The organism is Fulvimarina endophytica, assembly GCF_003403015.1.
GTDB classification, from domain to species: Bacteria; Pseudomonadota; Alphaproteobacteria; order Rhizobiales; family Rhizobiaceae; genus Fulvimarina; species Fulvimarina endophytica.
On the sequence record NZ_QURL01000006.1, the window covers coordinates 136,329 to 154,656 of the forward strand.

An 18,328-nucleotide genomic window follows, 5' to 3' on the forward strand; every position below is an offset into this window, starting at 1 on the left:
CGGACGGTCCGACAGCCTTCGCAACCGCGCCGCCCCGAAGGTGTGAAGCCTTTCGCAAAGACCATGATCGATCGCGGCTCAGTTTCGCGTAACAGTCGAGGAAACGATGACCTTCAAGACCCTCTCCGCTCTGGCCGGAACCCTGATCCTCTCCACCGCCGGTTTCGCCTACGCCCAGGGAACCACCCTCGTTCCGGCAGGTCAGGCCCAGGAGACCCAGCGTCTCGCCCAGGCCGACACCGCGGCTGAACAGCCCGCGGCCTCCGAGGCCGGATCGTCCGGCAGCGCCGGCGCGTCCTCTTCGTCGGATGCGGCCACGTCCGGTACGTCTTCAGGAGCGGCATCCTCGTCGGACGCATCCTCGGGCAGCTCCTCCTCGGGCACCGCATCTTCCGCCGACGCCTCCTCGGGCGGCGCGGTCGATATGGGCAATGTCTCCAATCCCGAGCCGGACGCCCATCCGTCCAAGGACACCCAGGAAGAGGGCAACAAAGTTTCGTCCTTCAACGCGAACGATGCCTCGGAAGATCCGGGCCTCGCGCTCGATACCGCAGAGAAGCCCGTCTATGCCTTCGCGGGCGAGACGCCCGACTGGTACACCTGGCGCGGCTACAAGAAGTACGGCGCCAACTGCCTCCAGTGCCACGGCCCCGACGGCATGGGCTCCTCCTTCGCCCCCGACCTCACCCAGTCGCTCCAGAATATCGATTATTTCGAGTTCGCCGGCATCATCGTGGGCGGCCAGCAGAACAAGTGGAACACCTCGGGCAACTCCATCATGCCGGCCTGGGGCGAGGACCCCAACGTGATGTGCTCGCTGAACGCGATCTACACCTATCTTCGCGGCCGTGCAGACGGCGTCGTCGGTCGCGGCGAGCCGGGTCGTCCCGAGCAGTCGGACAAGTCGAAGGCGGCCAAGGACTACGAATACAGCTGCCTCGGCTTCTGATGATGGGCGCTCGCTCGATCATCGAACGCGGCCGCGCGAGCGTTCTTGCGCTCGCGCTTCCCCTTCTCATCGTCGCCGGAAGCGCGGCCGCCCAGGATCGGGAGTTCGGCGGAGAGATCGAACTCGTCGATCCTACGACTTTCCGGGTTTGCGCCGATCCCAACAACATGCCCTTCGCCAACGAGGCGGAGGAGGGGTTCGAGCAGGAGGTGGCGCGACTGCTCGCTGAAAAGCTCGGACGCCAGTCCGTGTCCTACACCTATTTCCCGCAGGCGACGGGCTTCGTGCGGATGACGCTCGGATCCAATCTGTGCGACATCATCATGAGCTACCCGCAAGGGGACGAGCTCGTTCAGAACACCAATGCCTATTACCGCACGGCCTATGCCCTCGTGGTTCCGGCGGATGGCGATCTGGCGAACGTCACCAAGCTCGAGGACGAGCCCCTCAAGGGCAAGCGCATCGGCATCGTCGCCGGCACGCCGCCCGCGACCTATCTCGCCAAGGCCGGTCTCATCGGCAAGGCCAAGCCCTACCAACTGATGGTCGATACGCGCATCGACAATTCGGCGAAGGCGATGATCGACGATCTCGATGCCGGAACGATCGATGCCGCGGTGCTCTGGGGCCCGCTCGCCGGCTGGTACGCCAAGCAGTCCGACAAGGATTACACGGTCATCCCGCTGGTCAACGAGGGCGCGGGGCCGGCCATGGTCTATCGGATCACCATGGGCGTGCGCAGCGCCGACCAGCAGTGGAAGCGCCAGCTGAACGTTGCGATCCGCGACAATCAGGAGGCGATCAACGACATCCTTCTGTCCTATGGCGTGCCGCTTCTGACCGAAGGCGACGAGCCGATCGAGCCGAGCGGATCGAAGGGGGACACGGCGATGCATGGCTCGCAGCCGTCCGAGGCCGGCTCCTCGTCGTCCGGATCGAAGACCAATTGAGGCATCGGGCCGCGTTTGGCGGCCCGGTCTTTCGAAAGGCCGCCGGCAGGCGGTGACAGGCGGACCGGACGGCGGGACCTTGCGGGGATCGGGCAACCGGCCGCGATCCCGGCGATCGAGGGCCCGCTTCGGCGAGTTTGGGAGGCTTTTCGCCATGAGAACCGATTTCGCGTTTCTGGGCGTCGCTCTCGCCGCCGGCCTTCTCGCCTGGTCGAGCGTCGGCGCCCAGACTTCGGCGCCGGGTGCGGCAGAGGCGGCCGGGACCGTGGCGAGCCCTGCGACCTCGCCCTCGTCACCGCAGGCGGCAGTCCCCGAGCCCGATGGCTACCGGATGGACGACTACCGCGCGCCGGTTCCCGCGACCCTTTCTGGCGGCACGGTGGTGAGCGTTTCCGAAGCGAAAAAGCTCCATGACGAAGGCGTTCCCTTCGTCGATGTCCTGCCGCGCCCGCCCCGGCCGAAGGGCCTTCCGGCAGATACCTACTGGCATCCCAAGCCGCGCAACGACATTCCCGGATCGATCTGGCTGCCGGATACGGGCTATGGCGAACTCGCCCCCATCATGCGCGACTATCTCCTCTCCGGCCTCGACAAGGCCGTCGACGGTGATCGCTCCCGGCCGGTGGTGATCTATTGCGACCGCAATTGCTGGATGAGCTACAATGCGGCCAAGCGTGCGATCGCGAGCGGTTTCACCGGTGTCCACTGGTTGCCGGAGGGAGCGCAGGGCTGGGAGGAGGCCGGCTATCCGCTCGAGCCGAAGGAGCCGGTCGAACGGCCCGACGAGTGAGGATGCTGCCAGGGCCCCGATAGCTGAGCGGATCTCCATGGGGCCGGCGCGAAGCGGGTCCTTCCGCATATCATCCTAGCGTCCCAACCGACTTCGAAAGAGTCGCCCGGATCGGCGATTCCGGTCTGCCGTGCGAATCGATCGGCGTCCGGAAGGCGATGGACCCGAGGCCGAACGATGTCCGCCTCGGGCCTCGTGGCCCCTGTCCCGTCAGGCCGCGCGTCTGCTTCGCGGCGCGGAGGCGAGCGCGCTCGTGCGGTCGAGCGTGAACTGGGATGTCAGGCCGCTGAGTTCGGCAGCACCGTCCCGCAGGGTCTTTGCCACCGCGGCCGTCTGTTCCACCATGGCGGCATTCTGCTGGGTCGTCTGATCCATCTGGAAGATGGCGCCGTTGACCTCCGAGATCGCCCGGGACTGATCCTGGGCACTCTGGGCGATCGCCTGGAGCATGGTCTCGATTTCGCCCGCGCGCGAGACGATCTTCAGAAGGGCGCTGCTCGTATCGGAGACGAGGCCGACACCGATCCCGATTTCCGAGGAGCTCGTGGCGATGAGCTGCTTGATCTCCTTGGCAGCTTCGGCCGAGCGCTGGGCGAGACCGCGCACCTCCTGGGCGACGACCGCGAAGCCCTTGCCGGCTTCTCCCGCGCGCGCCGCCTCGACGCCGGCGTTCAGCGCCAGAAGATTGGTCTGGAAGGCGATCTCGTCGATCACCCCGATGATCATGCCGATCTCCTTGGAGGACGTTTCGATCCGGTTCATGGCGGCGGTCGCCTTGCCGACGACCTCCTCGGCCCGCTGGGCTTCGCTGCGCGAGGTCTTGGCGTTTCCGGCGGCCTCGCCCGCGCGGTCGGCGGCGTGCTTCACGGAGCCGGCGAGTTCCTGCATGGCGGCCGCGGTCTCTTCGAGACTGGCCGCCTGCTGCTCGGTGCGGCGGGAGAGATCGTCCGCCGCGACCGCGATCTCGCTCGATCCGCTGTCGACCTGCTGCGCGGCCTGGTTCACCTGGCCGACGATGTCGCGCAGGCGCTCGAGCGCATTGTTGAAATCGTGTTCGACCGAGGCGAACTCGGCCGGAAGACCGCCCGCCATCGGCTGGGACAGGTCGCCTTCTGCCAGACGCGCGAGGGCGGTGCCGACCTCGCCGAGAACGACCTGGCGCATCTCGGCGGCCCGCTGCTCCTGCTCGAGCCTCGCCTTCTCGCTGGCGCGGCGCGTCAGCTCGTCGAGATAGGTCGTGATCGACATCTCCATGTCGACGAGGGCGACGCGGATGAGGGCTTCGACCGCCCGTGCGGTCTTGTCCGCCTGGGACTTGCCGACGCCGCGACCGAAGCCGCTCTTCGGCCACTGGGCGGCGACGACATCGTGAACGAGCTTGCCGAGCAGCGAGCCATAGCCGGCGACGAAGTATTTCGGCTCGAGACCGATACGCACATGGGCGTGACCGATCCGGACCGTGCGCGCGGCATGGGCCTCGTCGATCTTGCCCTCTGCCAGAGCCTCCCAGTGACCGCGCTGCTTGGAGCGCGCGCCCTGCAACTGCTGATCGGACGAGAAGAACGCCTTCATCGCCCCGTGCTGGCTGACGACACGGTAGAAATGATCGAGCGCCCCGTCGAGGCTGGCCTCGATCACCGGATGAATGGTCTTGAGGGCGTCGAGCGTCCGATCGTCGATATCGGCGACAGATTGGGGCAGGGTGGCAGGCGAGCTCGTCATCATGATAGTTGAGGTTCCGGCGGCTGATCGATGCGAATGAACGTTAGGGAAGCTTGCTTTACCAAGGCTTAAAATAGGCCGGGTTGCTTATGATATTTCCGGCAAACGAAGGCTGGTCGTCAGCCACGAGCCACGAGCCACGAGCCACGCGCCACGCGCCGGAAGCCATGCCGGGCGGGTCGCGTAGGTCTCTGGTAGGCAGGGCTCGATCCTCGCCCCGCCGGCTTCCTCAGACGAGGAAGCGCAGCGCCGCGAAGCCGCCGATCAGGAAGATCATGAAGAGCGTGAAGAGGAGACCCAGACGCTTCTCGATGAAGGTCTGGATCGGCGCGCCGAAGCGATGGAGCAGCCAGGCGACGAGGAAGAAGCGCGCCGCGCGCCCGATCAGCGAGACGAGCGCGAAGAGGGCGAGATTGAGCCCCGTGACGCCCGAGAAGATCGTCAAAACCTTGAAGGGGAAGGGGGTGACGGCGGCAAACAGAACCGCCCAGGCGCCCCATTCGTTGTAACGGGCGGTCATCTCGGCGAAGGAATCGGCCTTGCCGTAGAGCTGGAGGATCGGCTGGCCGATCAGTTCGAAGAAGAAATAGCCGATGGCATAGCCCAGGAAGGCGCCGAGGACGCTCGAGACCGTGCAGACCACGGCGATCCGGAACCAGCGGGCCCGATTGGCCAGCACCATCGGGATCAGGAGAACATCGGGCGGGATCGGGAAGATCGAGCTTTCGATGAAGGAGATGGCGGCAAGCGCACGCTCCGCATGGCGGGTGGCGGCAAGCGACATCACCCAGTCGTAAAGGCGTCGAAGCATGGTGCGGCGTTCTCCGGCAGGTTGCGAGCGGGCGGAAGCGGAAGAGAACGCCGAGACCCGGATCGTTTCTTCTTTGCTGCCACAGGCTTGCGCGACGCCTGACGCCCGAACCCGGCATCCGCGTTGCCGGTCCCGCCTGTCAAGAGGCGGCCCGCAAACGGTGTCGTCAGATTCGCCATCCCTGCCTTCGCACCGGCACCGGGTCGGTGACGTTCAGGAAGACGTCCGGAGGATCGAGCGGGCGAGGCTGCCGGGGATCAGCCCCGTGAACCCGCTCCGTTGGGGCTTTCGGAGAGTTCGGTGCACCAGTCGCGCCGCTTGTCGCCTCCATAGGGGACCACGAGACCGTCGCGAAGAAGCCGTTCGGCGACATCGCCCTCGGTCTCGGTGGCGACATCGGCCAGAACGCGGCCGAAATACTTGTCGCCCTTGATGCCGGTCAGGGTCACCGTTCCGGAGGCGACGAGAGCTTCCAGACGCCGGGTGGCGATCTCGGCCGCTGCCTTCTCGGCTTCGCAGGCACCGCGTTTTTCGGGGGCGTCGATGCCGCGAATGCGCACCGCTACGTAAACCGACTGCATCGGCCAGACGAATGCCTGGACCTCGATCGTATCGCCGTCGCGCACCTTGATGACCTCGGCGCTGACCGGCCCGTCGATCGCGCGCGGCGGCTCCCCTGCGAGCGCCGGAGCGGCGGCCGTGACCGCGGCGAGCGCGCAAAGCCCGGCGATCGCGGCGCGGGCGCAACCTTTAAGAGAAGCCGGTCGTCTAAAACGGATCATCGCCTCGAAATCCAAAGTGCTGAATAGGCAAATAATCCTTACAGCGATCGATGTTAAGAGCGGCCTTCAAAAAAAATCCGCAAGGGGCGGGATCCGGGGCGTTTGCCGGCGGGCTGCGGCTGACGATGGAATCTGGTCGTCCGAGCCGAGCGCAAAGAGCCTTCGGAGAACGCCGCAGACGGGGCACGTCTCGACCCCGACCGGAAGTCGTCAAAAGTCGAGCGATCGAGGTGGACAATTTTCACACGCCTAAAACGTGTATTCCGCATCCTCGCATGCCGGCGCCGACAGTGCCCGGGCGCGGGCAGGGATCAGAAATCGCTGACGATCCCGTCCTTCTCCCAATCGCCGTAACGAACCGGCTCCACCCCGGACTTTCGCCCGTCGACCTCAGGCGGGAGACTGTCCGGATCGACCTTGAACGCTTCGTTCGCCCGCCGTCTCTCCTCGGCTTCCGCGAGCGCGCGTTTGGCGGCCGGCGAGAGCGCCTTGACATTCGTCTCGCTGGAAACCTTGAGAGCGTTCAGAATATCGTTCGTGCCGTCCTCAGCCATGATGCCGTCCCGTTGCGCAAGAATGTGTGCGGGCTTCAAATAGGATGGCCGGCGCGCATTCGGAAGTGTCCGGCGAAACTGTCCCGTGTCCCGCCCGGCTCCCTCGCCCCTTGCTGCACGATCGTGTCATCGCCCGGAAGGTCGCGCGCCGGCCGTATCGAAAACACGGGTTCGCCCCCTGGTGCTCGAAGCCGTCGCTTGAAGCAAAAGCCACCGCGAACCATTTCACGGGGAACGGGCCGCCGTTAAGCGGCATGGGCAAGCTTTGACGTTGAAGGGTCCTTTCGCCATGAACATGATCAAGACGGCCGCCCTGATTGCGGCGATGACCGCCCTTTTCATGGGGCTCGGCCTGCTGATCGGCGGCCGGGGCGGCATGATGATCGCTCTCGTGATCGCGGCGGCCATGAACCTGTTCGCCTACTGGAATGCCGACAAGATGGTGCTGAAGATGCACCGGGCACGCGAAGTCGATGCCCGCTCGGCTCCCGAATTCTACCGGATCGTCGAGGATCTCGCCCGGCGGGCGGGTCTTCCGATGCCCAAGGTCTACATCATCGACAATCCGCAGCCCAACGCCTTCGCCACGGGCCGCAATCCCGAGAATGCCGCCGTCGCGGCAACGAGCGGGCTCCTCAGCCAACTCAACGCCGAGGAGATCGCGGGCGTCATGGCGCACGAACTCGCCCATGTGCAGAATCGCGATACGCTGATCATGACCGTTACCGCCACGATCGCCGGCGCGATCTCGATGCTGGCCAATTTCGGCATGTTCTTCGGCGGCAATCGCAACAACGCCCTCGGCATCTTCGGGGTCCTTGCCGCCGTCATCGTCGCGCCGATCGCCGCCGTTCTCGTCCAGACCGCCGTCTCGCGCACCCGCGAATATTCGGCGGACAAGCGCGGGGCGGAAATCTGCGGCCGGCCCGACTGGCTCGCCTCCGCTCTCGGAAAGCTGGCGGCGGCTTCGGGCCGCATTCCGAACGACACCGCCGAGCGCAATCCGGCGACGGCGCATATGTTCATCGTCAATCCGCTGACCGGCCGGAAGATGGCGGGTCTGTTCTCCACCCATCCCGATATCAACGAGCGTATCGAGATCCTGCGGACCATGCGCCTCGATGATGAGGTAACGGGTTCCCCGGCCATGGGTGCGGGGCGCGATCGCGGTCCGGCCCGTCCGGTTCGGCAGGGCGGCATGCCCGAGGTCGGGGTCCGGCCCGGGACGGGCGAGGGCCAGGGGCCGAGCCGCGGACCGTGGGGATCGCGCTGATGAGCATGACCGAGGGATCCGCGCGGCTTCGCAAGGAGAATGCCCGCAAGCGCCGGGACAATGCCGGCGGCATGGAGGGCAAGCCGCGCGCGAAAACCCGCCCCGCGCCGACGCCGGCGGACGAGGAGGCGTCGCGAAAGCCCGGCCTGCGGGCCCGCCAGGTCGCCGCCAAGCTTCTTGCGGCGGTCGTGGAGCAGCAGACCTCCCTCGACGGCCTCACCGATCCCGATCACGGCCATCCGCATCTGCGCCAGCTCGAGCCGCGCGACCAGGCGCTCGTCAAGGCGATCCTCGTCACGGCGCTTCGCTATCGCGGAACCCTTTCGGCCGAGATCGCCGAGCGCCTCGACCGCCCGCTTCCGGGCAATGCGACGGCGCTCAACCATCTCCTCCACGTGGCGGCGGCGCAGATCCGGTTTCTCGACGTGCCGGATTCGGCCGCCGTCGATCTCGCGGTCGCGGCCGCGGAGGCCGATCCGCGCACGCGCCGGTTCAAGGGTCTCGTCAACGCGCTCCTGCGGCGCCTGACCCGCGAGGTCGGCGCCGCCCCGGTCGAGACCGATCCCGTCGCCGATTGCCCGGCCTGGCTCTACGAGCGGCTGGTCGCGGCCTATGGGAAGCCGCGCGCCAATGCCATCGCGGCGGCCCAGCGCCTTCCGGCCCCGATCGACATCACCGTCAAATCGGATGCCGAGGACTGGGCGGGGCGCCTCGGCGGCACGGCGATCTCGCCTCTGACCGTCCGCCTCGATGCCGAGACGCAGGGCAGCATCTCGGGTCTTGCGGGATATGGCGACGGCGCATGGTGGGTGCAGGACGCATCCGCCGCTCTGCCCGCCCGTCTCTTCGGCGATCTTGCGGGCATGAACGCGGCCGATCTCTGCGCGGCACCGGGCGGCAAGACCGCCCAACTCGTCGTGGCCGGTGCTTCGGTCACCGCCTGCGAGGCCTCGAAGTCGCGCGTCAAGCGGCTGGAGGCGAACCTTGCCCGTCTGGGGCTTAACGCCGAGACGCTGACCGGGCCGTTCCAGGAGGTGCTCGCGGACCGCGCATTCGAGGCGGTTCTCCTCGATGCGCCCTGTTCCTCGACGGGGACCCTTCGCCGCCATCCCGATGTGGGATACACGAAGACGCTCGAGGACGTGCGCCGGCTCGCCGAACTCCAGGCGAAGCTTCTGGAAGAGGCCGCCCGTTTCGTCGCCCCGGGCGGTAAGCTGGTCTTCTCCAACTGTTCGATCGATCCGATCGAGGGCGAGGAGGTCGTCGCGGCCTTTCTCGCCGCCCATGGCGATTTCGCGCGCGAGCCGGTCTCAGGGGACGAACTGCCGGAACTCGCCGAAGCGGTGACGCCCGAGGGCGATCTTCGCACGACGCCGGACATGCGCGCCGAGATCGGCGGCCTGGACGGCTTCTATGCCGCCCGTCTCGTCCGGAGGTCCTGAACGACATGCCGATCCTCTCTTCCGCCCGCCCGCTCGCCGCCCGCCCTCTTGCGACAGGATGCGCGCTCGCCATCGTCTCCCTGGTCCTTTCCGGCTGCGGCGGCATGACCAATGCGGTGACCGTTCTGCCGAACACGCTCGACGGCCTTGCGGCCCAGGGTTCGGGGGGAGGGGGCGCCGAGGGCCGCGAACCGCTTCCCGAAGGCTGCGAGAGGCGTCCCTGCCGAGGGTCCGGCGCGCGCTGACCGGCCTTCGGCGATCAACGTCTTCGGCCGCGCTTTCCCCAAGGGGATCGCCCTTCGCCATTGCGGCAGAACCCGTTCGATCCTATCAGGACCCCAGTCAGATGCAGCCGGAGCATGTGGCCCGGCCGCGGGCCGGGCTTCGGATGCGCCGATGCCAAGCCAACAACGCGCCGCCTCCGATCGGTGTTCGGAACGGATCGGGCGCGCGAAGATCGATGAGGGTCGCCGATGTCCGTCAAAGCCAATTCGACGCCGCTGCCGGACCGTGTGAAGGTCGCCCGTGCTCTGATCTCCGTGTCCGACAAGACGGGTCTCGTCGACTTCGCCCGCGACCTTGCCGGCATGGGCATCGAACTCGTCTCCACCGGCGGAACGCGCAAGACCCTTTCCGATGCCGGGCTTAAGGTGCGCGACGTCTCCGATCTCACGGGCTTTCCCGAGGTGATGGACGGGCGCGTGAAGACGCTGCATCCGGGCGTCCACGGCGGGCTTCTCGCGATCCGGGACGACGAGAGCCATGCCGGGGCCATGGCCGATCACGGCATCCAGCCGATCGATCTTCTCGTCGTCAATCTCTATCCCTTCGAGGAAACCCTGAAGAGCGGCGCGGACACCGCGACCCAGGTGGAGAACATCGATATCGGTGGCCCCGCCATGATCCGCGCGGGCGCCAAGAACCACGGCTATGTGGCGACCGTCGTCGATCCGCAGGATTATGCCGCCGTTCTCGACGAGTTGCGCACTGAGGCCGGCGAGACGACGCTCGGTTTCCGCCGCATGCTGGCGGGACGGGCCTATGCCCGCACCGCCGCCTATGACGCGGCGGTCTCCGGCTGGTTCGCCGAGACCCTGAGCGATGCCGCCCCGCGCCGCTTCGCCATTGCAGGGGATCTCGCCGAGGCGCTGCGCTACGGCGAGAACCCGCATCAGAGCGCGAGCTTCTACCGCACCGGCGAGGCAAGACCCGGCGTTGCGACGGCGAGGCAGGTGCAGGGCAAGGCGCTTTCCTACAACAACATCAACGACACCGACGCCGCCTTCGAACTCGTCGGCGAGTTCGATCCGGCCCGCACCAAAGCGGTCGCGATCATAAAGCATGCCAATCCGTGCGGCGTCGCAGAAGGGGCCACGCTGATCGAGGCCTATCGCAAGGCCCTGCGCTGCGATCCGGTCTCGGCCTTCGGCGGCATCGTCGCCCTCAACGACCGGCTGGATGCGGCGAGCGCGCGGGAGATCGTCGAGGTCTTCACCGAAGTCATCATCGCGCCCGAGGCCGACGAGGAGGCGATCGAGATCGTCCGGGCGAAGAAGAATCTTCGCCTTCTCCTCACCGGCGGACTGCCGGACCCGCGCGCCGGCGGGCGCGTGGTCAAGAGCGTCGCCGGCGGGCTTCTCGTCCAGTCCCGCGATGCGGGCCATGTGGACGATCTCGATCTCAGGGTCGTCACCAGGCGGCAGCCGAGCCAGGCCCAGCTCGCCGATCTCAAATTCGCCTTCCGTGTCGCCAAGCACGTGAAGTCGAACACCATCGTCTATGCCAAGGACGGCGCGACCGTGGGCATCGGCGCAGGCCAGATGAGCCGGGTGGATTCGGCCCGCATCGCCGCGCGCAAGGCCGAGGATGCGACGAAGGCGGCCGGCCTTGCCGAGCCGCTCACGCGCGACTGCGTGGTCGCCTCCGATGCCTTCTTCCCCTTCGCCGATGGCCTGCTCTCGGCGATCGAGGCCGGCGCGCGGGCGGTCATCCAGCCGGGCGGCTCCATGCGCGACGAGGAGGTGATCCGGGCCGCCGACGAGAACAATGTCGCCATGGTCTTCACCGGCATGCGCCATTTCCGCCACTGACCGGGCGGGGCCGGCCCCGTCCTCCCGCCGGTGTCAGGCCTTGCCGGCGCCGCCGCTCTTCAGGGACTTTGCGCTCTGATTGTACATCACCGTGTCGTTCTCGACCGTGTGCCTGCCATTGTTCTGCCGGTCCTTGGCAAGGTCGATGGCGCGGCGGACGGCGGGGCGTGCCTTGATGCGGCCGCGCCAGTCGGCGATGCGGGGAAATTCGTCGAGCGAGGCGCCGAGGGGTTTTGCGATGAAGGCCCAGGGAAAGGCCTGCATGTCGGCGATCGTGTAGTCCGTTCCCATGATGAAGGGACGGTCGGAGAGGCGGTTTTCGAGAACGCCGAGATTGCGGTCGTATTCGCCGAGATATCGCTCGAAGCCGTAGTCGCGCTTGTCGGCCGGCGCGTAGTTCTTGAAATGGCTGAGCTGTCCGGCCATCGGTCCCTGGCTGCCGGTCTGCCAGAACAGCCATTCGCCGAGTTCCTTGCGTGCCCGCCTGTCGGAAGCCGGGGGAGCGAAGCGTCCACACTTCTCCGAAAGATAGAGAAGGATCTCGGCCGATTCGAAGACCGGCACCGGGTCGCCGCCATAGCTCTCGGGCGGATCGTGATCGAGGATCGCCGGCATCTTGGCATTAGGGCTGATCGCCATGAAATCTTGAGAGAACTGCTCGCCGGCGTGGAGGTCCATCAGCTTCAGCGAGTAGTCGAGCCCGCTCTCCTCCAGCATGATGGCGACCTTCCAGCCATTGGGGGTCGGGGCATAGTAGAAATCGATCATCGGGCGTCCTCGTCTGGTTGCGCGCCGGCACCGGCGGCCAGAAGCGCCTCGATCCGGTCCTCGTCATATCCGGCCTCGGCGAGCACCGCGCGGGTATCGGCGCCGAGCCGGCGGGCGGGCCTCGGCGGATCGAGCGGCGTGCGCGCGAAACGCGCCGGACTTGCCGCGAGGCGGATCGGGCCGGCCTGCGGGTGGTCCATCGTGAGGACGGTGCCGTTGGCGACGACCTGCGGATGGTCGATCATCTCGCCGCGCGTGAGGACGGGCGCGCAGGGAACGTCGTGCTCGCTGAGGCGGGCCATCCAGTTCGCCGTGGTGTCTTCGAGAAGCGCCGACTGGGTGAGTTCCAGACGCTCCGCCTTGTTCGTCTCGCGCAATTCGACGGTCGAGAACCGCGCGTCGTACAGCCATTCCGGCTTGCCGACGGCGGCCGAAAGCCCGGCCCATGTCTTGTCCGTATGGGCCGAGACCGCCATGAAGCCGTCGGCCGTCTCGTAGATCAGCTCGATGAAGCTCTGCGCCTTGTCGTCGTCGGGCGGGGCGGGTGCCTGCCCCGGGGCCTCCGTCCGCTCGGCCGGCATCCCGCCCGCATCGCGGTCCGGAGTCCCGTCTTCGCCGATGAAGGTGTGGGCGCTCATATCGGAGGAGAAGAGGAAGGCCGCCACCGTATCGAGCATCGAGAGGGTGAGATGATTGCCCTCGCCGGTGCGCTCGCGGGCGAAGAGCGCCGCCGTGATCGCCTGGGAGGCCTGGATCGCGGTCACCTTGTCGGGAACGATGGTGCGCACGAGGCGCGGGCGCGGACCGTCGCCGCCCTGAACGCTCGCAAGCCCCGACAGGGCCTGGATGAGCGGATCGTAGACCGGACGCTTCGCCCATTCGCCGGTAAAGCCGAACCCGGCGATGGAGACGTAGACGATATCGGGCCTCAGCGCCCGGATCGCCTCGTAGCCGATGCCGATCCGCTCGGCGACGCCCGGCCGGAAGTTCTCGACCACCACATCGGCGCTCGCCGCGATATCGAGGGCTGCCTGAAGGCCGGCCTCGCTCTTCAGGTCGAGGGCGACGGAGCGCTTGTTGCGGTTGTTCTGCAGGAAGGAGGCCGAGAAGCCGCCGCGCCGGTCGGCCACCTGGCGCGAATGGTCGCCGCCCTCCGGTCGCTCGATCTTGATCACGTCGGCACCCTGATCGGCGAGGATCATGGTGGCGAGGGGGCCCGCGATCATCGAGGTGAAATCGGCGATGCGGATGCCCGAAAGCGGTCCGGCCATGGTCAGTCTCCCCGCCCGTTTCAGGCGTCCGGTTCGTTGTCCTTCAGGAAGTCCGCGATCCGGTCCATGGCCCGGTCGATGTTCACCTCGGAATTGGCATAGGAGATGCGCACATAGCCTTCGCCGAGCGTTCCGAAGTCCGGGCCGCCGACCACCGCCACATGGGCCTTTTCGAGAAGCGCGCGGGCGAGCGGCTTTGCCTTCCATCCGGTCTCGGCGATGTTGGGAAAGGCGTAGAACGCGCCTTTGGGCACGGTGCAGCTGACACCCGGCAGGGCGTTGGCGCGCTCCGTCACCAGCTTCCGGCGGCGGTCGAAGGCTTCCATCATCCGCGCGACGTCCTCCTGCGGCCCGTCGATGGCCGCGATGCCGGCGAACTGACTCGGCGCATTGACGCAGGACCAGCAATTGACCGCGAGCTTGCGCACATGCCCGATCAGGCCGTCCGGCCAGATCGACCAGCCCATGCGCCAGCCCGTCATCGCCCAGGTCTTCGACCAGCCGTTGAGGACGATGAGCCGGTCGCGGATCTCGGGATAGGTCAGAAGCGAGGTGTGGACCTCGCCGTCATAGGTCATGACGTCGTAGATCTCGTCCGACAGGATCGCGACGTTCGGGAAGCGCTCCAGACCTGCGACGAGCTTGTCGATCTCGGCCTTCGGCGTGACGCCGCCCGTCGGATTGGCGGGGGAGTTGAGGATCAGGAGCCGCGTCCTGTCGGTGACGAGGGACAGGGTCTCCTCCGCCGAGAACGCGAAGCCGTTCTCCTCGCGGATCGGAACCGGGACGGGCTTCGCCCCGGTGAACTCGATCATCGAGCGATAGATCGGGAAACCCGGATCGGGATAGAGGATCTCGGCGCCCGGCTCGCCGAACATCAGAATGGCGGCGAACATCGTGGGCTTGCCGCCCGGCATGATCATCACATTGTCCGGCGAGACCTCGGTGCCGGTGAGCGTGCGGGTGCGCCGGCAGACCGCCTCGCGCGTCGCAAGCAGGCCATTTGCGGGCGTGTAGCCGTGATGGCCCTTCTTCAGCGCCTCGATGGCGGCCTCCACGATATGCGGCGGCGTAAGGAAGTCGGGCTGGCCGATGCCCAGATTGATGACGTCGTGGCCTTCGTTCGAAAGCTGGGTCGCGCGGGCGAGGACGGCGAAGGCGTTCTCCTCGCCGATGCGGTCGAAGGCGGCAATGGTCTTGAGCATGGATCGGCTTTCGTTGGCTTCGCGTGGCCGGGCGGCGCAGGCGGGAGGGTGGGGGTGCCCGTCCCGTCTCAGTCGTCCTCGTCCCTGACCGGGACGACATAGTTGAGGGCGAGGCGTCCGCCATCGGCATAGACGGTCTGTCCGGTGACGTAGCTTGCCTGGTCGGAGGCGAGGAAGGCGGCGACGGCGGCGATCTCCTTCGGCTCGCCGATGCGCCCGAGCGGGGTGCGCGACAGAATCATGTTCCGGGCCTGCGGATCGTCGGCGACGGTGTGGAGGAGCTCGGTCATGATCGAGCCCGGGCCGATGGCGTTGACCCGGATCCCGTAGGGGGCGAGGGCGAGGGCCATCACCTTGGTCAGCTGCTTGAGCCCGCCCTTGGAAACCGAATAGCCCACCTGATCGGCCAGCGCGAACTCGGCATTGATCGAGGACATGTTGATGATGGTGCCGGCGCTGCCGCCCTGGCGGACCTTTTCCACCATGTGCTGGGCGATCGCCTGGCCGCACAGAAAGGCGCCCTTCAGATTGACGTCGAGCACCTTCTGGAAATCGGCGAGATCGAGATCGAGAAAGCCCGCCTTGTGCACGATGCCGGCATTGTTGACGAGAATGTCGATATCGCTGAAGGCGTCCAGCGCGGAGGCGATCAGATTGTGGACGTCGAGCTTCTCGGCGACGTTCGCATGGAAATAGTGGACCTCGCCGAATTCCGAGAGATCGCGGGCCGCCTCGTTGCCGGCCCGATCGTTGATGTCGGCGATGACGACCTTCGCGCCTTCGTGCAGGAACTTGCGGGCCACCGCATAGCCGATGCCCTTCGCTCCGCCGGTGACGATCGCGACCCGTCCGTCGAGTGCCATAACTCTCTCCTTCTGCGCGCTAGCGCTTGATCCAGGTTCTAAGGTCGGGCCTTCAGCCGTGGCCCTTGAAGCCCGGATAGAGCGTCATGCCGCCATCGACGAAGATCGTCTGGCCGGTGACGTAGTCGGCGGCGTCCGAGGCGAGCCAGGCGACCGCGCGGCCGATATCCTCCGGATCGCCGATCCGGCCGTAGGGAATGAGCTTCAGCATGGCTTGCCGCTTTTCCTCGGTATCGCGCGCGCTCGCATTGATGTCCGTCGCGATCGCGCCCGGCGCGACCGCGTTCACGCGGATCTTCTCCGAGGCGGTTTCCTGGGCGAGCGATTCCATCAGAAGCTTCAGGCCGCCCTTGGCCGAGGCGTAGTTCGCGTGGAAGGCCCAGGGGATGACCTGATGGACGGAGGAATCGAAGACGAGCTTGCCGAGGGCACGCGAGACTTCGGGGCGAGGCCCCTTCTTGCGGAACCGCCGGATCGCCTCGCGGCCGACGAGGAACCCGCCTTCGAGAATGACGGAACTCGTCTTGCGCCAGTCCTCGACCGTCATGTCGCCGATCGCGGCATCGGCCTGCAGGCCGGCATTGGAGAACACGATGTCGACCGCGCCGAACTCCGCCTCGGCGGCGTCGAACAGGGAAACGACCTCGTCCTCCTTGGAAACGTCCGCCTGCACGTCGAGCGCATGGCCGCCGGCACCGTTGATCTCGTCGCGGATCGCCTTCGCGCTGTCCTCGCTGCCGTAATAGTTGATGACGACGTTCGCGCCGGCCTCGGCGAGCACCTTCACCGTCGCCGCGCCGATACCGGAGGAGCCGCCGGTGACCACGGCCGTCTGGCCCTTGAGGGAGAAGAGATCAAAATAGCCCATCGGGATCTTCCAGCATGCTGAATTCGAAATGATGCGGGTCCTGGCGGTCGCCGTTGAGGGCACGGTCGAGCCAGATCGCGGCCGAGATTAGAGATAGATGGGTGAGCGCCTGAGGAAAGTTCCCGAGATGGTCGCCGGCCGTCGAGAGCTCCTCGGAATAGAGGCCGAGATGGTTGGCATAGGTGTGCAGCTTCTCGAACAGAAGCCGGGCCTCCGCCACATAGCCGGTGCGCGCGAGAGCTTCCACATACCAGAAGGAGCAGATGGTGAAGGCCCCCTCGTTGCCGTCGAGACCGTCGTCGTTCTCGTCGGAGTTCTTGTAGCGATAGACGAGGCAGTCGTGGACGAGTTCGCGCCTGACCGCCTTCAGGGTCGAGGTCCAGAGGGGATCGCGCGGATTGATGAACTTGACGAGCGGCATCAGGAGAACGACCGCATCGAGCGTGGTCGACCCCTTGAACTGGGTGAAGGCGCCGATCTCCGGGTTCCAGAATTCCTCCAGAATGGTCCTCTGGATCTCGTCGCGCTCGCGGCGCCATTCCTCGATATTGGCCGGCAGGGACTCGTCCAGCGCCATGCGCAGACCGCGATCCAGCGCGACCCAGCACATGAGGCGCGAGGACAGGAACTCCTTCGGCTCGCCCCGGCTCTCCCAGATGCCGTGATCCTTGCGGCGCCAGTTCTCGCAGACCCAGTCGATCATCCGCGCGAGCTTGATCCAGACCGAGTAGGCCGGCTTTCCGCGCGCCTTGGTGGAGATGTAGACCGCATCCATGAACTCGCCGTAGATGTCGAGCTGGAGCTGGCTGTAGGCGCCGTTTCCGATGCGCACGGGGCGCGAGCCGGCATAGCCGTCGAGATGATCGAGTTCGGTCTCCTCGAGTTCGGCCCGCCCGTCCATGCCGTACATGATCTGGAGGCCGTGGGCGCCGTCCTCCACCGCCCGCTCCATCAGGAAGTGGATGAAGTTCTCCGCTTCGTCGTAATAGCCGAGGCGGGAGAGGCTGTAGAGCGTGAAGGCGGCGTCCCGGACCCAGCAATAGCGGTAGTCCCAGTTGCGCTCGCCCCCGGGCACCTCCGGCAGGCCGAAGGTCGCCGCCGCCGCGATCGAGCCGTGATTGGCCGAGGTGAGCAGCTTGAGGGTGAGGGCCGAGCGCACCACGAGTTCGCGCCAGAACATCGGATACTTTCCGCGATTGACCCATTTGTGCCAGTGATCGCGGGTCTTCCTGAAGGCGTCGCCGACATAGGCCTCGTCGATGACCGGGCTGTCCTTGCGGCCGGGACACAGGACGATATGGGCGTCATCGCCTTCCGCGAGCGTCAGCTTCGCGGTGATCCGCCCGTCCGCCACCTCCAGCGGGAAGGAGGCGTAGATGTAGACCGGGCTCTCCTCGCCCTCCCATGTGATGGAAAGGCCGCCCTCGATCTCCTCGATCTCGGCCGCCACGCGGCCGTAGTCGGGCCTCGGCGTCATGTCGAGTTCGAAATCGATCGCGGCGGTGATCGCCTTGGCCCGGCGGATGATGCGACCGGTGCCGTCGATCGGCATGAAATCGGAGACCTCGCCGATGCCGCTGTCGTGCAGGAAGCGGGTGATGAGGATGTTGGTATCGGGCAGATACATCTGCCGGGTATTGGACCGGCCGCTGCCGTTCTTGGCGGCGAACTTGAACGACCCGCCCTTCGTCTCGTCGATGAGCGAGGCGAACAGGCTCGGGGAATCGATGTCGGGGTGGCAGAAGAAGGTGATCGTGCCGTCGTCGGCCACCAGCGCCAGGGTCCGCATGTCTCCGATCACGCCATGACTGGAGATGGGATGGGCGATCTTGGTTTGGAACTGAGTGGCCATGCGCGGTCCCGGCTGTCTTCGTTGCGGTCGTTAAGGCGGCCGTTCAGCCGTCGTTCAACGTGTTAGGTGCATGTGCGAAGCCGGCCGGAGGAAGCAAGATGCGGGGCCCTGCGACAATGACACATCCCACCCGCCGGT

Annotated in this window: 17 protein-coding genes; 7 read left to right on the top strand and 10 right to left on the bottom strand. The window is 66.6% G+C overall.

Annotation, left to right across the window (positions count from 1 at the left end; all coding sequences use genetic code 11):
* Positions 1-106: 106 nt before the first annotated feature.
* From DYI37_RS20335 to DYI37_RS15230, 3 genes are all read left to right on the top strand, one after another.
* Positions 107-949: a cytochrome c family protein gene (locus tag DYI37_RS20335; protein WP_245413946.1), complete on the top strand. Its 843-nt coding sequence runs from the start codon at positions 107-109 to the stop codon at positions 947-949.
* A gap of 2 nt (positions 950-951) precedes the next feature.
* Complete coding sequence (locus DYI37_RS15225) at positions 952-1,899, top strand: substrate-binding domain-containing protein (RefSeq protein WP_116684116.1); 948 nt, start codon at positions 952-954, stop codon at positions 1,897-1,899.
* Positions 1,900-2,053: 154 nt separating this feature from the next.
* The gene (locus tag DYI37_RS15230; RefSeq protein ID WP_116684117.1) at positions 2,054-2,689 is read left to right on the top strand and encodes a PQQ-dependent catabolism-associated CXXCW motif protein; all 636 of its coding nucleotides are present in this window, start codon (positions 2,054-2,056) and stop codon (positions 2,687-2,689) included.
* Between the two features lie 210 nt (positions 2,690-2,899).
* On the opposite strand, the gene DYI37_RS15235 is transcribed toward DYI37_RS15230, so the two are convergent.
* The 4 genes from DYI37_RS15235 to DYI37_RS15250 all read right to left on the bottom strand — a co-directional run bounded on the left by DYI37_RS15235 (position 2,900) and on the right by DYI37_RS15250 (position 6,558).
* Complete coding sequence (locus tag DYI37_RS15235) at positions 2,900-4,414, bottom strand: methyl-accepting chemotaxis protein (protein WP_116684118.1); 1,515 nt, start codon at positions 4,412-4,414, stop codon at positions 2,900-2,902.
* A 226-nt stretch (positions 4,415-4,640) separates the two neighbouring features.
* The gene (locus DYI37_RS15240; RefSeq protein ID WP_116684119.1) at positions 4,641-5,222 is read right to left on the bottom strand and encodes a YqaA family protein; all 582 of its coding nucleotides are present in this window, start codon (positions 5,220-5,222) and stop codon (positions 4,641-4,643) included.
* Positions 5,223-5,479: 257 nt separating this feature from the next.
* Positions 5,480-6,004, bottom strand: a complete 525-nt coding sequence (locus DYI37_RS15245; protein ID WP_116684225.1) for a thermonuclease family protein — start codon at positions 6,002-6,004, stop codon at positions 5,480-5,482.
* 311 nt (positions 6,005-6,315) lie between these two features.
* The gene (locus DYI37_RS15250; RefSeq protein WP_116684120.1) at positions 6,316-6,558 is read right to left on the bottom strand and encodes a DUF1674 domain-containing protein; all 243 of its coding nucleotides are present in this window, start codon (positions 6,556-6,558) and stop codon (positions 6,316-6,318) included.
* A 289-nt stretch (positions 6,559-6,847) separates the two neighbouring features.
* Between DYI37_RS15250 and htpX the strand changes: the two genes are divergently transcribed.
* The 4 genes from htpX (at position 6,848) to purH (ending at position 11,363) form a co-directional block, all read left to right on the top strand.
* Positions 6,848-7,831: a zinc metalloprotease HtpX gene (htpX, locus tag DYI37_RS15255; RefSeq protein WP_116684121.1), complete on the top strand. Its 984-nt coding sequence runs from the start codon at positions 6,848-6,850 to the stop codon at positions 7,829-7,831.
* A gap of 5 nt (positions 7,832-7,836) precedes the next feature.
* Complete coding sequence (locus DYI37_RS15260) at positions 7,837-9,273, top strand: RsmB/NOP family class I SAM-dependent RNA methyltransferase (protein WP_425365055.1); 1,437 nt, start codon at positions 7,837-7,839, stop codon at positions 9,271-9,273.
* Positions 9,274-9,278: 5 nt separating this feature from the next.
* Complete coding sequence (locus tag DYI37_RS15265) at positions 9,279-9,518, top strand: hypothetical protein (RefSeq protein WP_116684122.1); 240 nt, start codon at positions 9,279-9,281, stop codon at positions 9,516-9,518.
* A 228-nt stretch (positions 9,519-9,746) separates the two neighbouring features.
* The gene (gene purH / locus DYI37_RS15270) at positions 9,747-11,363 is read left to right on the top strand and encodes a bifunctional phosphoribosylaminoimidazolecarboxamide formyltransferase/IMP cyclohydrolase (RefSeq protein WP_116684123.1); all 1,617 of its coding nucleotides are present in this window, start codon (positions 9,747-9,749) and stop codon (positions 11,361-11,363) included.
* A 33-nt stretch (positions 11,364-11,396) separates the two neighbouring features.
* Here purH and DYI37_RS15275 read toward each other — a convergent pair whose 3' ends face one another.
* From DYI37_RS15275 to DYI37_RS15300, 6 genes are all read right to left on the bottom strand, one after another.
* On the bottom strand, positions 11,397-12,131 hold the full coding sequence (locus DYI37_RS15275; protein ID WP_116684124.1) for a glutathione S-transferase C-terminal domain-containing protein: 735 nt from the start codon (positions 12,129-12,131) through the stop codon (positions 11,397-11,399).
* Positions 12,128-13,402 carry a CaiB/BaiF CoA transferase family protein gene (locus tag DYI37_RS15280; RefSeq protein ID WP_116684125.1) on the bottom strand — a complete coding sequence of 425 codons (1,275 nt, stop codon included), beginning with the start codon at positions 13,400-13,402 and terminating at the stop codon, positions 12,128-12,130. The genes DYI37_RS15275 and DYI37_RS15280 overlap by 4 nt, the downstream gene beginning before the upstream one ends.
* A 20-nt stretch (positions 13,403-13,422) precedes the next feature.
* The gene (locus DYI37_RS15285; protein ID WP_116684126.1) at positions 13,423-14,607 is read right to left on the bottom strand and encodes a pyridoxal phosphate-dependent aminotransferase; all 1,185 of its coding nucleotides are present in this window, start codon (positions 14,605-14,607) and stop codon (positions 13,423-13,425) included.
* A 68-nt stretch (positions 14,608-14,675) separates the two neighbouring features.
* Positions 14,676-15,470, bottom strand: a complete 795-nt coding sequence (locus DYI37_RS15290) for an SDR family NAD(P)-dependent oxidoreductase (protein ID WP_116684127.1) — start codon at positions 15,468-15,470, stop codon at positions 14,676-14,678.
* Positions 15,471-15,522: 52 nt separating this feature from the next.
* Positions 15,523-16,338: an SDR family oxidoreductase gene (locus tag DYI37_RS15295; RefSeq protein ID WP_116684128.1), complete on the bottom strand. Its 816-nt coding sequence runs from the start codon at positions 16,336-16,338 to the stop codon at positions 15,523-15,525.
* Positions 16,325-18,190, bottom strand: coding sequence for a glycoside hydrolase family 15 protein (locus DYI37_RS15300; RefSeq protein ID WP_245413948.1), 1,866 nt, complete (start codon positions 18,188-18,190; stop codon positions 16,325-16,327). The genes DYI37_RS15295 and DYI37_RS15300 overlap by 14 nt, the downstream gene beginning before the upstream one ends.
* Positions 18,191-18,328 lie beyond the last annotated feature (138 nt).

Coding starts and splice junctions, on each gene's coding strand:
- DYI37_RS15290 (WP_116684127.1), bottom strand. CDS start 15,470: ATGGCACTCGACGGACGGGTCGCGATCGTCACCGGCGGAGCGAAGGGC.
- DYI37_RS15300 (WP_245413948.1), bottom strand. CDS start 18,190: ATGGCCACTCAGTTCCAAACCAAGATCGCCCATCCCATCTCCAGTCAT.
- purH (WP_116684123.1), top strand. CDS start 9,747: ATGTCCGTCAAAGCCAATTCGACGCCGCTGCCGGACCGTGTGAAGGTC.
- DYI37_RS15225 (WP_116684116.1), top strand. CDS start 952: ATGGGCGCTCGCTCGATCATCGAACGCGGCCGCGCGAGCGTTCTTGCG.
- DYI37_RS15260 (WP_425365055.1), top strand. CDS start 7,837: ATGACCGAGGGATCCGCGCGGCTTCGCAAGGAGAATGCCCGCAAGCGC.
- DYI37_RS15265 (WP_116684122.1), top strand. CDS start 9,279: ATGCCGATCCTCTCTTCCGCCCGCCCGCTCGCCGCCCGCCCTCTTGCG.
- DYI37_RS15240 (WP_116684119.1), bottom strand. CDS start 5,222: ATGCTTCGACGCCTTTACGACTGGGTGATGTCGCTTGCCGCCACCCGC.
- DYI37_RS15245 (WP_116684225.1), bottom strand. CDS start 6,004: ATGATCCGTTTTAGACGACCGGCTTCTCTTAAAGGTTGCGCCCGCGCC.
- DYI37_RS15280 (WP_116684125.1), bottom strand. CDS start 13,402: ATGGCCGGACCGCTTTCGGGCATCCGCATCGCCGATTTCACCTCGATG.
- DYI37_RS15250 (WP_116684120.1), bottom strand. CDS start 6,558: ATGGCTGAGGACGGCACGAACGATATTCTGAACGCTCTCAAGGTTTCC.
- DYI37_RS15275 (WP_116684124.1), bottom strand. CDS start 12,131: ATGATCGATTTCTACTATGCCCCGACCCCCAATGGCTGGAAGGTCGCC.
- DYI37_RS20335 (WP_245413946.1), top strand. CDS start 107: ATGACCTTCAAGACCCTCTCCGCTCTGGCCGGAACCCTGATCCTCTCC.
- DYI37_RS15295 (WP_116684128.1), bottom strand. CDS start 16,338: ATGGGCTATTTTGATCTCTTCTCCCTCAAGGGCCAGACGGCCGTGGTC.
- htpX (WP_116684121.1), top strand. CDS start 6,848: ATGAACATGATCAAGACGGCCGCCCTGATTGCGGCGATGACCGCCCTT.
- DYI37_RS15235 (WP_116684118.1), bottom strand. CDS start 4,414: ATGATGACGAGCTCGCCTGCCACCCTGCCCCAATCTGTCGCCGATATC.
- DYI37_RS15230 (WP_116684117.1), top strand. CDS start 2,054: ATGAGAACCGATTTCGCGTTTCTGGGCGTCGCTCTCGCCGCCGGCCTT.
- DYI37_RS15285 (WP_116684126.1), bottom strand. CDS start 14,607: ATGCTCAAGACCATTGCCGCCTTCGACCGCATCGGCGAGGAGAACGCC.